At 45.2% G+C, this 14,189-nt stretch carries 15 protein-coding genes; 8 read left to right on the forward strand and 7 right to left on the reverse strand.

The window, feature by feature from the left end:
- Positions 1-48: 48 nt before the first annotated feature.
- From AZ46_RS20235 to AZ46_RS20260, 6 genes are all read right to left on the reverse strand, one after another.
- Positions 49-933, reverse strand: a complete 885-nt coding sequence (locus tag AZ46_RS20235) for a PucR family transcriptional regulator (protein ID WP_029283614.1) — start codon at positions 931-933, stop codon at positions 49-51.
- A 74-nt stretch (positions 934-1,007) separates the two neighbouring features.
- The gene (locus AZ46_RS20240) at positions 1,008-1,187 is read right to left on the reverse strand and encodes a hypothetical protein (protein ID WP_029283616.1); all 180 of its coding nucleotides are present in this window, start codon (positions 1,185-1,187) and stop codon (positions 1,008-1,010) included.
- Positions 1,188-1,231: 44 nt separating this feature from the next.
- Positions 1,232-1,444 (reverse strand): YheE family protein, encoded by a 213-nt coding sequence (locus AZ46_RS20245; RefSeq protein WP_029283618.1) that lies wholly within the window; start codon positions 1,442-1,444, stop codon positions 1,232-1,234.
- Between the two features lie 22 nt (positions 1,445-1,466).
- On the reverse strand, positions 1,467-2,516 hold the full coding sequence (locus tag AZ46_RS20250; RefSeq protein WP_029283620.1) for a YheC/YheD family endospore coat-associated protein: 1,050 nt from the start codon (positions 2,514-2,516) through the stop codon (positions 1,467-1,469).
- A complete protein-coding gene (locus tag AZ46_RS20255; protein ID WP_029283622.1) occupies positions 2,513-3,868 on the reverse strand; it encodes a YheC/YheD family endospore coat-associated protein in 1,356 nt (451 codons plus the stop codon). Before AZ46_RS20255 ends, AZ46_RS20250 begins: the two co-directional genes overlap by 4 nt.
- A complete protein-coding gene (locus AZ46_RS20260; RefSeq protein WP_051865808.1) occupies positions 3,865-5,250 on the reverse strand; it encodes a YheC/YheD family endospore coat-associated protein in 1,386 nt (461 codons plus the stop codon). Before AZ46_RS20260 ends, AZ46_RS20255 begins: the two co-directional genes overlap by 4 nt.
- Positions 5,251-5,369: 119 nt before the next feature.
- Here AZ46_RS20260 and AZ46_RS20265 point away from each other — a divergent pair, with 119 nt between their 5' ends.
- From AZ46_RS20265 to AZ46_RS20295, 7 genes are all read left to right on the forward strand, one after another.
- Positions 5,370-6,506, forward strand: a complete 1,137-nt coding sequence (locus tag AZ46_RS20265; RefSeq protein ID WP_029283625.1) for a DUF445 domain-containing protein — start codon at positions 5,370-5,372, stop codon at positions 6,504-6,506.
- 90 nt (positions 6,507-6,596) lie between these two features.
- Positions 6,597-6,950, forward strand: coding sequence for a YlbF/YmcA family competence regulator (locus AZ46_RS20270; protein WP_029283627.1), 354 nt, complete (start codon positions 6,597-6,599; stop codon positions 6,948-6,950).
- A gap of 804 nt (positions 6,951-7,754) precedes the next feature.
- A complete protein-coding gene (locus tag AZ46_RS20275; protein ID WP_029283629.1) occupies positions 7,755-8,621 on the forward strand; it encodes a Cof-type HAD-IIB family hydrolase in 867 nt (288 codons plus the stop codon).
- A gap of 141 nt (positions 8,622-8,762) precedes the next feature.
- Positions 8,763-9,686 carry an FkbM family methyltransferase gene (locus tag AZ46_RS20280; protein WP_029283631.1) on the forward strand — a complete coding sequence of 308 codons (924 nt, stop codon included), beginning with the start codon at positions 8,763-8,765 and terminating at the stop codon, positions 9,684-9,686.
- A 153-nt stretch (positions 9,687-9,839) separates the two neighbouring features.
- Positions 9,840-10,319 (forward strand): hypothetical protein, encoded by a 480-nt coding sequence (locus tag AZ46_RS20285; protein ID WP_029283633.1) that lies wholly within the window; start codon positions 9,840-9,842, stop codon positions 10,317-10,319.
- 74 nt (positions 10,320-10,393) lie between these two features.
- Positions 10,394-11,122 (forward strand): Cof-type HAD-IIB family hydrolase, encoded by a 729-nt coding sequence (locus AZ46_RS20290; RefSeq protein ID WP_029283635.1) that lies wholly within the window; start codon positions 10,394-10,396, stop codon positions 11,120-11,122.
- Between the two features lie 147 nt (positions 11,123-11,269).
- The gene (locus AZ46_RS20295; protein ID WP_029283637.1) at positions 11,270-12,766 is read left to right on the forward strand and encodes a coproporphyrinogen III oxidase; all 1,497 of its coding nucleotides are present in this window, start codon (positions 11,270-11,272) and stop codon (positions 12,764-12,766) included.
- A gap of 126 nt (positions 12,767-12,892) precedes the next feature.
- Here the strand turns inward: AZ46_RS20295 and AZ46_RS20300 are convergent, their stop codons facing one another.
- The gene (locus tag AZ46_RS20300; protein WP_029283639.1) at positions 12,893-13,423 is read right to left on the reverse strand and encodes a P-loop nucleotide/nucleoside kinase family protein; all 531 of its coding nucleotides are present in this window, start codon (positions 13,421-13,423) and stop codon (positions 12,893-12,895) included.
- A gap of 225 nt (positions 13,424-13,648) precedes the next feature.
- On the opposite strand from AZ46_RS20300, the gene AZ46_RS20305 reads away from it, so the two are divergent.
- Positions 13,649-14,137, forward strand: coding sequence for a hypothetical protein (locus AZ46_RS20305; protein WP_029283641.1), 489 nt, complete (start codon positions 13,649-13,651; stop codon positions 14,135-14,137).
- Positions 14,138-14,189 lie beyond the last annotated feature (52 nt).

Below are 14,189 nucleotides of genomic sequence, written 5' to 3' on the forward strand. Positions count from 1 at the left end.
AGGTTGCACAAAAAAATGTAAGGGTTTTCGTGCAACGTGTACAGAGAGTCAATCAGCCATCTGCTCGATGTACTTCATCATGAGGGAAACCGCCGCTGCTTCATGAAAATGCTTAACATCAAGCCCTGTTTTTTCAATGAACTTATCAATTCGGTACTGGACGCTGTTTCTGTGCATGTACAGTTTTTTGGCAGTAAGCGAGACATTCAGGTTGCATTCAAAGTACACCTTGAGTGTCTGGACAAGCTCTGTGTCAGTCAGCGATTCAGTCAGGAATTCAGAGAAGAGCTGATCTGTTACGCTTCCATTTAAAAAGAAAACGGGAAGAGCTTCCGAGAAGGTGATGCATTGCTTGATTCTGAAGGACTGGCAAATCACTTCAAAGCCTGCCTGTTCAGATTGTATTCTCTCTTTTACCCCGGCATCCAGTTTGTTCAGCTGTCCGATGCAGACGTAAAGCTCGATGAAAAAGTCACTCGTAAACGAATCAATCCACTGGTCGATGCTTTCTTTATCAATGACGGGCTCTGGATGATCTTCAAAGATGATGCCTTTTTGCTGGCTGATCCAAAGAATTGTAGAAGATGGAATCGATCCCTGCATCGCTTCTTCAAAGCTCTGCCTGTCAGAAACAGGCTGCCTGCTGAAAAAATAATAGCATCTGACTGCATCTGCAGAGGGGGGAAAAGGAGGTCCGCCGTCCCCGTATAAATAGTGAAGCCATTTGAGAGAGCGCTCACTGTGCTCGCCAAGACCAGGATCATAGGGGGTATAAAGTGTCGTAAGCAGATTTTTTTCTTCCTCCGTTACAGCTTCGCTTAAAATGCCGAAAATCTGGCCTTCATCTGTTTTATACCACTTGTAGCCTTTCTTTTCATGCGAATAGGCAAGAGAAAAGGCATCTTTATAATGGGCTGCTAATTTTTCGATCATAGGCTGTCTTGTCTCCTTTCTCTGCCGGTTGTGTGCTCTCCTTATTATATAAAAAAGAGAGAGCAGGCGATAGCCTAGCTCTCTCTTTTTGCCGGCGGCTCCTCCTGCTCGAGGTCACGGGCTTCTTCAATATTTGCGGAGTGATATCTGCTGTGGACAGAACCGCCTGACAAACCTTCATTAATCATCCGGTCGATATCCAGATAGGCTTTGTCCCGGCCCTCATACTCCGTATCTTTCTGTTCCTCTTTCATGGCTTCGCCTCCTTTTCCCCTATTTTGCGGAGGTGAAGCGTAAATTAACCGTCATAGACATGAAAGAGCATAAGTTCATGAATCTGAGACCTTATCGCCTCTTCATCTTCTGCTGCGGGTGAAGCCTTTTCCCATTCAATTTCCCCGTTTTTATGATAGACCGCATCATAACGGATGCCTTTAAAATAAAAAGAAACCCTCCATCCAGGCAGATTTGCCTGTTTGAAAAGAGGCTTCCATTGGAAGTGTGTAATCATCAGCCATCGCCCCCTTGTACATTTATCTTAATGGAATTCGGGGAGATTGGAAAGCGGTTCCTTTGCTGAGTTCAAAAAAGAGTGCAAGAAGCTGGTCCAGCCTTTTTTTCTGAATAGCTGCTTCATCAAAGGACATCGGTTTGCTGTTCAGTTCGTAGATGACCGGACCTTTCTCTGTCAAACCGATATCGGCAGAAAATTCCCCGATCAGTCCGAAGCTTCTGGAAAGCTCGTTTCCCGCTGTGCTCAAGATGGCCTGCAAGTGATTCAAATCAGCCTTTTCGCTGACAGATTCAAATGGTAGAAGAGTTCCTCCGTATTTCACATGCGTCGTCGGGTGGCTTGGCCCTCCGGATGCACGTACACCAATGCCGGTTATTTCATATTCACCGCGGCTTAAATGAACAAGTGCCCTTAAATCGTATTTTCTGCCCAGGACAGTATCTGAATGAGCTTCTTCCTGGATCAGATACCCTGTTAAAAAGGGATGGCAGGCAGACTTTAAATCTTTATAGCAGCTGTCAGACCCGTCTGCCGACGTGAGCTTATACCCGGATGAATCTTTGCGGATCCGAAATATTCCCTGGCCATGGCTGCTGTCCACCGGCTTTAAATAGGCAGAAGGATAATTGTTCATAAAGGTAAGAATGTCATCAAAAGCTGTTATCTTATAAGTAAGGGGAAGGGATGAAGTAAGTTTCTGCTTCAAAAGACAATAGACATCCCATTTATTGAAGAAAAACGGGTTAAAGACCGGAATCCTTTCAGCTTTCATCCGTGCCATAAACAGACGATATCCAGTCGTCTCCTCTGCTGCACGGTCCGGCAGCCGGTTATAGATGACTCGCGGCAAAGGCAGCTCAACTTTTGCCCACTGCTGGTGCCTGCGGCTGTAGACAAAGCCGCTGACACCCGATTCATGAAAGGAGCTCAATGTCATCACACAGCATAATTCCCCGGCTTTTTGCACTTCATACTGCAGACTTTTAAAGTAGGCACCGTCTCCGTGAAAGACCGCACCGTCTATACCATCTCCTGCAAGAATACCGACAAGCGGCCGCCGTGCTGTCATGTAAATAAAGTCTCCGGCTCCATAATCGCCTTCCGCGTCAAATACTTCGCGTATTGAAGCGACAGCTCAGTTGAAATCCTGTCTGCTTCTCTGAGGTCAGGATGTGAAAAAATCGATCTTCCGGGCTTCGAATTTGCTTCAAACATCCAGACCGCACCGTCAGTATCAATGCCTAGGTCAAATCCGATTTCCCCTATGTGGCCGGAGGTGCCTTTATCAATCTCCACACTTAAATTGAGTGCCGCGTTCTTAAGTGACCGGAAGGCATAGTTCCGTTCAGCTTCAGTCTGGAAAAGCTCTTGGAGCGTCCTGACTGCTCCTCCGTTTTCAAGATGAGTTGTGGCACTTCCTTTGCCTGCTACTTTCGCGGCGATGGCTGTTACTTGAAAACGGCCGCTGCCGTCTTTATTGGTGTGGACACGGAAATCCATTTTCTGCTTGCCTGACTTCAGCAGTTTGATGCGCTGCTGGATGACATACTCGTCAGGATTCCGGTCACCGAAGGAATGGGTAAAAAAGGCATCAAGAGACTGGTATTTCCTCAACATGTTCCTGTCAGTGCCTGAGCGGTACCTGCTGTAGTACTCCTTTTTTTCCGGGTCATAAATAAGCTGAAAGATGCCGCGGCCGAGACTGCCGTTTTTCGGCTTCAAAAAAACACTGCCGCAGCGGACAAGCATAGTGTGAATGTCCGACACGTCCGCACCCGGCAAAGTTTCAGGCAAATAGGCTGATGCCTCGGGACTCGCAACCAGGAGCTTGTGAATGGTCCATTTGTCAAAAAAACCGGGATTAAACCAGGGAATCCCATACTCTAAACTCAGGCGTTTTTTGATCTCCTGTATTGCCCGGTGGTCTTCAATCTGCCTGTTCGGCAGCCGGTCATACACCGCATTCGGCAGGGGAAGCGTTGTCCGCCTCCATCCATCGTCATCAAAGACACAGGCGCTGACTGTGCCCGAAAGCCAGTCAATGGAGTGGCTGCCAAATACATACGCTGCCACGCCTGCAGCCCTTTGTGCAGTCAGAAATTTCGCAAACAGAAGAGAGCGGCTGCCGACCGGCCTTAGGATGGACTCCGTAAAACCAGCTGTGAAAATACCGATAAGAGGACCGAAATAAACAGATTCACCGTGCACAAAAACCTGTGTTTTCTGAAGGGGAAGATGAAGGTGATCAAACAAATCCTTTGATAGTCTGATTTCATGTTTATCATGAAAATCAACCTTGCAGCCGCGTACGGAAGAACCAAATACGGCCTGCTTGATTTCGTCTGCTGCTTCATGCCTGAAAGAAGATGGAAGAGTCAGCATCAAGGAGTCAGTAAAGCTCAGGCTGATCGGGTAACTCATAAAACACCTCCGGATTCATCTTTTTCTCTCCCGGTTTGGCAAAGGAAAAGAGAGTAATCAATAATGGCGCGGGCCGACGGTCTCGGACCGGCTGCCGTCCTGTCATCCTGATGTTTAGAAGGTTTCGTGTTCACTTCAATAATCCAGGGACGTCCTTCCAAATCCACGGCAAGATCAACGCCGAATTCACCGAACAGCCCGCCCGCATACATGCTGAGTGCTTTGGAAATTTCAATGGACAGTTCATTTAACAGCTTGCGGATGTGAAAAGCGTCATCTGAAGCAAATGACTCTTCAAGGATTCGTTTAATCGGGTGCTGCGACCCTCCCCTTGCAAGGTTGGCAACAAACTGATTTTCAGCAGAAACACGGGCGACCGCCGAAGTCACCGCCCACTCCGCCATGTTCCGTTTATGGCAAAGAATCCTGAAATCAAGCGGTCTGTCTTGAAAGGTCAGAAGGCTGATGCCTTCCTGAATGATAAAAGCTTCTTCTTTTATTCTCGGATATAGGCTTTTAAAAAGCTCATCAGCAGATACATAGTGCCTGAGCAGGTGGCCTGAGAAGGTCGAATAATCAAGCTCATAGCCGTCATCGGTCTGTGAAATCCGGAAGATCCTTCTGCCCAGGCTTCCGCTTGCAGGCTTTAAAAAAACGACGGGGAAGAGCCTCACCAGCATTTCAAAAATCCCTTTTGAAGCAAGCAGTTCTGTTCTTGGCAGATGCGGTGCGAGTTCCCCGGCCTGACTTAGAATCTGATGGACTTCCCATTTGTTTAAAAACCGGTCATTGAAATAAGGAACTCTTTCCCGGATGAAATGGGAAGACATCTCCATAAAAACGTCTGACTGCTCAAGAGCGCGCGAGTGAAGGCGGTTGTGAACAGCATCGGGGAAAGGAACGGAGCTTTCCAGCCATTTATCCTGAAAAAGTGTATACCCGCGCATTTCGGATTCTTCAAAGCCTGATAGATCAAACACATAAAAAAGAACACCTTTTTCAAGGCTGCAGGAAGCAAGCTCTCTGCAAAAGCCATCCATTTTACCAAGTGACTGAGGCAGTCCTGCTTTTTCACATTCTGTCAGCACTGCAATGACAGGTCCAAGCTTGACGGTTTTCACTCTGGGGTCATACGTCATGCTGCAGGCAAACGGGTGCATCGGCAGGGCAAGTGCATTCAAAAGCTCCGGATGCACGGAGACGAGGGAATGTTCTTCCCTTATACTTACGAACTGCGCAAAAAGACTATTCCTCCCGCACATCACCCGGACTCTTGCCCCGGAAGGAATGTTCAGCGCTTCGCGTAAAGACCGGCTGATATAAATGCATCTGCCCGGCTGTTCCTTGCGTGCGGCCCTAATCTGAATTTTTTCGGTTATCATACAGAACCCTCATTTGCTCACTTTTCTAACAAGCTCTATAATATTCTTATAGGCAGAAGCTGATAGAAGCATCTTATGAAAAATTACTCAAACGGTGAGATTTTGGAAGGTAGATGAAGATGACAGTATTTGTAACAATTGCATTAATGATCGTGATCGGAGCGGCAATCGGCGGGGTGACGAATCATCTCGCCATCAAAATGCTTTTTAAGCCGCATGAAGCAAAGTACATCTTTGGGAAAAAGGTTCCATTTACTCCAGGTCTCATTCCTAAACGGCGTGATGAGCTGGCAGATCAAATGGGGAAAATGGTTGTGGGGCACCTTCTCACTCCGGACGGCATCAAGCGGAAGATTGCCAATGAAGAGTTTCACCAGACAGTGACGTCATGGACAGCCAAAGAAGCGGAAAAGCTCATTTCCAGCAGCAAAACCGTGACTGAGCTTGCAGCCGATTTTGGCATAAAGGAGCTGGATGACAAGGCGGAAAGACGGCTTAAGGATCTGCTGGGAAAAAAAATAGCAGAAAAAACAGCTCATTATAAAGGTCTTTCCATCAAGGAAGCTCTCCCGGAAACACTTCTTGAGAAAATTCAGCACTCTATTCCGCAGGCCGCTGATTTTATTCTGAAAAAAGGCAGTGATTATTTCCAGAGCGAAGAAGGAAAACAGCGCCTGAGACGGATGATTGATGATTTTCTGGCAGAAAGGGGCATGCTCGGCGGCATGGTCCAGATGTTCCTCGGAAACACAAGTGTATTTGACAAAGTGCAGCCGGAAGTCCTGAAATTTCTCCGCAACGGGGAAACAAAGCGGCTGATTACATCTGTCCTTGAAAAAGAATGGGGAAACATACAGAATTTGAATGTTGGCGAAGCTGCAGAAAAATTCAGGCTCGAAGATCTTGCTGAGGCGGCACATCAGGCCATCCTCAAAGAAATCGGCATTAAAGAGAGGCTGAATGCACCGGTTTCACAATATTTGATGCCTTACTCTGATTGGATACACGAGGACCTGATTCCGAAAATGACGGCAAAAGCCGTTGAGTATCTGCATAACAACCTGGATCACATGCTCGGACAAATGCACCTTCAGGAGATTGTCAGGGAGCAGGTTCAATCCTTTTCAGTTTCAAGGCTTGAAGAAATGGTGCTTGGCATTTCAAGACGCGAATTTACGATGATCACCTATCTTGGCGCACTGCTCGGCGGTCTGATCGGAGCACTTCAGGGAATAATCGTCATGCTGATAAACTAGCGCAATGGGCACGAAATGAAATTCCGGGAATAGTCTGTTATAGTGGTAGGAGCCTGCGTAAAAGGCGAAAAGATGTTAGGAGGACTTTTTATGTCTGCAAATGTATATGATTTAGGCTACAGCCTTGAGAAAGCACTTCGCGAAAGCGATGACTTTAAAACATTAAAAAACCTTTATGATGAAGTGAACTCAGACAGCTCGGCACGCACGCTGTTTGAAAGCTTCAGAGACGTTCAGCTGAACCTTCAGCAAAAGCAAATGTCCGGCCAGGAAATCACACAGGATGAAATCGAACAGGCTCAAAAATCAGTCGCCCTCGTTCAGCAGCACGACAAGATCTCGAAGCTCATGGAAGCAGAGCAGCGCATGAGCATGACGATTGCAGAACTAAACAAAATCATCATGAAGCCGCTTGAAGAGCTTTATGGGAGTCTTGAGCAGTAACAAAAAGAAGATGTGACATACTTATTTAAGTCATTGAAAAAGTCCGAACTGGAGTATAAATAGTTCGGACTTTTTTATGTTAAAGAACTGATATAGCTGGGGAAAAATTATGGCGTCATTCCGCGTAGTGCTGCCACTTTTGCCGGAGAAGGGTTCTTGATTGTGGCGTCATTCCGCGAAGTGCTGCCACTTTTGCCAGTGAAGGGTTCTTGTTTGTGGCGTCATTCCGCGAAGTGCTGCCACTTCTGCCGGAGAAGGGATCTCGATTGTGGCGTCATTCCGCGAAGTGCTGCCACTTTTGCCAGTGAAGGGTTCTTGTTTGTGGCGTCATTCCGCGTAGTGCTGCCACTTTTGCCGGAGAAGGGTTCTTCTTTGTGGCGTCATTCTGTGGCCCAGCCCCATACACGCTTTGAAATTCGAGTTTTCGAAATAAAAGAACTATTTAACCGCTTACATTTTTTCTCGAAAAGCTCTTGTCAAAACGGAAAAAACTTGTAATAATAAATGTAAGCGTTTTTATTATACCTATTCTTTGGTCTGCGGTTATGGGGATGACCAGCAGTGCCGTTTTGCGTTCAGATCCTGCGGGTAACAGGACCTGAAACAATGGGAGAAAATCAAATATCGGGGTTTTAACTTATAGAACAGCTCTGAGGCACATGTCTCAGAGCTGTTTGCGTTTGGGCGACTACGTGGCTCTTTCCTTTTCTGTTATGGCCTATCTGCTTTTCTATCGTTCTATTTCAGTTCTAAAGGACATATTCCTATATTAGAAATCAGACATCAGCTGAAGGGGGATTCACTGTGATCTACCGACTACTGGCATTAAATATTGACGGAACCCTGCTCCGTTCAAACGGCCGTCTTGAACCTTCAACAAGGGAAGCGGTCCAATATGTTCAAAACAAGGGAGTGTATGTGACTCTCGTGACAAGCCGCCATTTTCAGATGGCAAAAAAACTTGCAAAGGTACTGAAGATAAATAACCTGCTGGTCACTCACAGCGGTGCGTTTGTTTCTGATAAAGTGGACAGATCGCTCTATGAAAACAGGATCTCAGAGGAAAAGACCTTTAACCTCGTTCAGGTGCTGGAAACGTTCGACTGCAACGTGCGCATCGTGCACGAACGGTTTTCGCTTGGCAACCGGAAAAAGGTATCTTCTTCTATTTTGGGGAAAACACTGCTGAGTCCGAAAGATCCGCTTTTTTATCCTGTTCAATTCGTCGAATCGCTTGGTGAAAATTTAAGGGATGAACCGCTCGCTGCGCCGAAGCTTGATGTTTATTTCTCAGAGGCGGAGTCATGCCTTGAGGCGGAGAATGTTCTAACCAATGCGTTTGAAGGGATTACAGTAAAAGTGAAGAACCCTTCCATGCTTGAGATAACAGCAAAAGGAGTCTCAAAGGAAAATGGTTTGAGGCTGCTGGGCCAGCATCTCGGCATTGCACAGGAGGAAATGGTTGCAATCGGTGATGCAGAGGACGATATTAACATGATTGAACTGGCAGGTTTGGGCGTCGCGATGGGAAATGCGCCGAATGCCGTTAAGAAAGCAGCGGACTGGATAACAAGAAGCAACGATGACCAGGGAGTTGCCTATATGGTCAAAGAGCATTTCAGAAAACAGCACCGCATTGAATTTTTGGATAAACTGAAGGTGGACCGCTAGGAAACCGCAGCCGGGGAGCTGCGGTTTTTCATTTTTTCCTCCAAAAGCATTTGTAAATTCTATGTTAATCTGTATCCCTTTCAAAAGGATTTTTATAGATTAATAAGAAATACGTAAGAATGCTGAAAAAGGAGGCTCATCATGATAAACAAAGCAGCAGTCCGCAAACCGTTTCTGATGAAAATGTGGGAGCATTACCCGAAGCTCTGGAAAGGGCTGATTGATGCAGGAATCCTGCTGAAATACAAAACGCTTGATATCAGGAAGCTTCCTGATAAAGTGGTCATGCCCTCATCAAACGTTCTGTACGTGGATGCAAAGGAAAACCGGGGAAGAGCCCTATTGATCAGCGGCGGAGTCACGCAAAAAAGACTTCTGTCTTTCTGGGAAGACGCCGTAACAAACATGCAGCCGGATACCGTCATAGACATTGGCGTCAACTACGGAGAATGCATCTTTTCCGTTCCTTATCCAAAGCATGCCAAGATTTACGGGATAGAAGCAAACCGCAATTTGCTTACATATATCCAGAAGTCAAGGGATGCTCATCCAAATTCAGCTCAGATCAGGATCATTCATGCGTTTGCATCAGATAAAGACGGGGAGGAAAAGGAATTTTTCGTTGATAACCACTGGTCTGGAACGTCTTCGGCTTCTTATAAACCTTCCCACAGTATGATTGACCAGGTCTCAGTAAAGGCCATCACGGTTGATTCGCTGTTTAAAAATGACTTGAAAAACAAGACGGTTCTTTTCAAAATTGACGTAGAAGGATACGAAGCGTTTGTGCTGAAAGGCATGAAGCGTCTTTTTGAACAAAGCCGGTGTGTTCTCGGGTTTATTGAGTTCAACAGTGAATACTTCGGGAAATCAGGCGTGGACGTGAAGGAGTTTTTCGCCTATTTGAACCGGTATTTTACAATCTACGTCTATCAGGATAATGATACTTTAGTAAAAATGAAGAATCTCACAATCGATGACTTGTACAGCATGTTTGATTCCCGGTATGTTCATACGGATCTATTGCTTGCAACCAATGAAGAGCTGGCAGATTCCCTTATTTGAGAAAGGGGGCTGCATACAGCTCTTTTCATTTTTTGAGAAGGGATTTCGCGTTATGTTTAGAAATAATAAAGAACCATTATTTTTATTTTAAGCTTAAGTCTCTCGGTCAATTACATCGTTTTGAATGACTAACTAAAGAAAGAAGGGAAAGAGATGAAAGGGGATTTCTTTTCAAACTATGAAAAATTCATTATCGTGCCTCTGGAAGAACAAAATGCAAAGCAGGAATTCACTCCTTCCGACTATCCGTCTCATTATATTCTAACCCTGTCGCTCTATGATGCACTTATTGAAAACTGGAATGAAGCTGCCAAATTTGAAATAGACATTAAAGCCGGTCTTGAGAAGGTATTGGAAGAGTTCAACCGGAAGCATGGAGATCATTATCATCTGCAGGTGCTTGAGCTCGATACTGATAAACCATACTTTGTTCTCGCTTTTTCAAGCAAAATGAAAATCGAGAGCGAAGAAGCAGACAGCAGAATTGCCTATGTGCTTGAAATTCTATTATCCAATCATCTTTATGTGGGCCAAAGCTGGTACAGGCTGATCGGCGACAAAGGAAGAATCAAGCGCCAGCTGTTCAGCTACTCGTTTAAAGAATACTATGTCATGGAATCAGCAGGCGTATAGGACCATTCTTTTGGTGAATCCTCATGGACATGATATTATGTAGTGAGCTGAAAAGGTATAGGAGGATTCACAAAATGGATATTAAATTAATCGCACTGGACATGGACGGCACCCTTCTGAATGAGAAAAAAGAGATTTCAGAAGCAAACCGCAGCGCTATAAAAGCAGCAGAAGAAAAAGGGCTGCACGTCGTGATCAGCACCGGAAGAAGCATGGCGACACTAAGAGACCTTGCTAAATCTCTAAGTCTGAAATCATACCTTGTTACTGTAAACGGAAGCGAAATCTGGGATGAGCACGGTGAACTTGTTCACAGAAGCATTGTGGAAAACGATGCGATCACATGGATGTATGATCTTTCCAAAACACACAAAACCGGATACTGGGCAACAAGCACAGAGCGGGTTTTCTTTAATGAGATGCCAGAAGATCTGACTGCCTACCAGTGGCTGAAGTTCGGCTTTGAGATTGAAGACGACAAAGCCCGCGAGACCATCCTGAAAGAACTTCAGAACAGAGGAGAGTTTGAAATCACAAATTCAAGCCTGACAAATCTCGAAGTCAACACGATGGGCGTGAACAAAGCGCGCGGCATTGAAAAAGTGTGCGGCCTTCTCGGCATCACAATGGAAAATGTCATGGCATGCGGAGACAGCATGAATGACATGGCCATGATTAAAGAGGCGGGACTTGGCATCGCCATGGGCAATGCACAGGATACCGTCAAAGAGGCTGCCGACTGGGTAACATTGTCGAATGATGAAGACGGAGTCGCTGAAGCGATTAAAAAATATGTGCTTTAAAATGGACAGACGGTTTAGCGGCCGTCTGTTTTTCTTTGTTAAGAATCTGATCAAGGCGCTTGCGCTTTTGTTAATAAAATTGACCGCACGCGTCATGTTTTGTACACTAAAAGGAGTTTTGAATCCAATAAAGATAAGGTGAGAGTCTTGCGTTTTTATATAAATGGCATAGAAGATGAACGTCTTCACCGGCCGCTGCAGTTAATATCAAACTTGTTTTACGAAGAAACCGAGCTGTTCTTCGAAGAGGAAGAAGCCGATATCCGTATTGGCTACGAAGTGGAACAGAAAAACGGAAGCGTTTCTGTAAAAGGCGTGCTTTCAGGCCAGGACGGATACAACGGGGAAGCCCGGCATGAAAAAGAACTGTCCGGACAGCTGACGGAAAAAGAGATTTTCAAACAAATCAAGCATACCCTCGTATACGTGCATCTGAATCTTCTTCAGGATTACACAGGAATCATTCAGCAATGGGGAATTCTGACTGGAATCAGGCCGACGAAGCTGCTTCACAAAAAGCTGCGCGAAGGCATGTCAAAAGAAGAAGCACACCGCATGCTGAAAGAAGAATATTTAATTTCGGATGAAAAGATTGCGCTCATGCAGAGGATTGTCGACAGACAGCTGAGTGTTGTTCCCGATCTCTACGACTTATCCAGGGAAGTCAGCATCTACATCGGCATTCCGTTCTGCCCGACGAAATGTGCCTACTGTACGTTTCCAGCCTACGCGATCAACGGAAGACAGGGTTCTGTTGATTCCTTCCTTGGCGGACTGCACTACGAAATCCGCGAAATGGGCAGATGGCTGAAAGAAAAAGGCATTAAAATCACGACTGTTTATTACGGAGGTGGCACTCCGACAAGCATTACCGCAGAAGAAATGGACATGCTTTACGAAGAAATGTACGCCGCATTCCCCGGTGTCGAAAACATACGGGAACTTACCGTTGAAGCGGGCCGTCCGGATACGATAACAGAAGAAAAGCTGGATGTGCTCAACAAATGGAACATCAGCCGCATCAGCATTAATCCCCAGTCCTACATTGATGAAACGCTGAAAGCGATCGGTCGCCATCATACCGTTCAGGAAACCATTGATAAGTTCCATTTAGCAAGAGAAATGGGCATGGACAACATCAACATGGATCTGATAATCGGACTCCCTGGTGAAGGAGTGAAGGAATTTGATTATACTCTTTCAGAAACTGAAAAGCTTATGCCTGAATCACTGACGGTTCACACACTTTCTTTTAAACGGGCCTCAGAAATGACGCGCAACAAACAAAGGTACAAAGTGGCAGACCGCGGAGAAATCGAAGAAATGATGAACCGCGCTGTGCAGTGGACAGATGCTCACGGCTACACGCCATATTACTTGTACCGCCAGAAAAATATCCTGGGCAACCTCGAAAACGTCGGATATGCGCTCGAAGGCCAGGACAGCATCTACAACATCATGATCATGGAAGAACAGCAGACCATTATTGGAATCGGCTGCGGTGCTGCGAGCAAATTCATCCACCCTGAAACAGGCAAAATCACGCAATTTGCGAATCCGAAAGATCCGAAGTCCTACAATGACAGCTTCAAGCATTACACAGAAGAAAAAATCAGGCTTCTTGAAGAAATGTTTGAGTCATGAGACTTTTTGATTTTAAAGGAAATCCTTAAATCACAGCTCCGAATCTAATTAAAATAAGTACACGAATTCACACCGCATTTAGCGGTGTGTGTTTTTTTGCAGCATAATTACTGGAATGTGTTCTGCTTAATACTCAATTACAATCTCTCCTTCGTCCTTTGGAACTTCGAAACTATTCAGGAAACCAGTTAGTATATCCTCTGTTATTGGGAAGGCGGCATTTGCGTCAAAACGGTTGCTTCTCACCTCTAGACGATTAAGTAAATCAGCATGACTCACTTTCAAATAAATCATACACCGTTTACCTCCGGCAGCTTCAATTAGCTGCTTATATTCAACCCTTTCAGCCTTTCTCCAAAAACTGGAGTCAACTACTACTTGTTCCTTATTGTGAATCAGTCTTACTAATTTATTCCGTAACCTTAAATGAGCCTTATTCAGATATTCTCTATATTTTTCAATTGGATAATCAATTCCGTACCGGCCATTGGCAGACCAGACTTCTTCATCTATAGAAAGGCGTACAAAACCCTTATTATCCATTTTTTGAGAGAAGGTCGTTTTTCCAGAACCGGCTAGTCCGCACATTATTACTACTAAAGGGGTAACATGATCTCTCTCACGATAAAGGTAATCTAATGCAGATTTCTCGAACACCTGAAAGCCCCCTTTTTTCATCAGATTCATTAAAATTTTTAAGGTATTCTGTGCTGTATGATTATATTCCTTCTTTCATCGAACTGCCCTTAAACGTGTTATTTACAGGTTTACATCACAGACAGGACGCCAATAAGATTCAGTATCTAAAAAATTTTCAGCTCATCCCCCTAACATCAGACATCTCCTGCCTGAATAGCTTTAAGGAGTGAGAGGAGGCAGGAGATGATTAAACGATTGGGCGGATGTATGCTGATGTTTGCGTTTATGCTAGCCGGGTGTTCGGCCGATCCTGTTCAGGAAGAATTGCTGACGTATGTAAATGATGTGCTTCCTGAGGTCACCGAAAAAGAAGTGTCTGCCATTACAGCCTATGACAGTGTGTCAGGAGATAATTACACAAGTGATGATGTCATGTATTCCGTGATGGTGGATGAAGTATCACCCGTTTACAATTCCTTCATTGCCGACCTGGAAGAAGTAGAAATTGAATCAAAAGAGCTGAAAGTGCTTCATGAGCACTATATCGAAGCAGCCAATATTCAGCATGCAGGATTTATCCTGATAATCGCAGGCCTTGAACAGCAGGATCGCGGAAAAATCATTGAAGCAAACGAAAAACTTGCAGCTGCGCGTAAAATGCTCAGAGAGTACACCGCAGACCTCGAGGCGCTTGCTGAAAAACATGATGTGACGCTTGAGGAAGAGTATTAAAGAAAGCCAAGTTGTTGGTAACGAAGTCGGTTTTTGAGTGCAAAACTAAAAA

Source organism: Metabacillus indicus LMG 22858 (assembly GCF_000708755.2).
Lineage (GTDB): Bacteria > Bacillota > Bacilli > Bacillales > Bacillaceae > Bacillus_P > Bacillus_P indicus.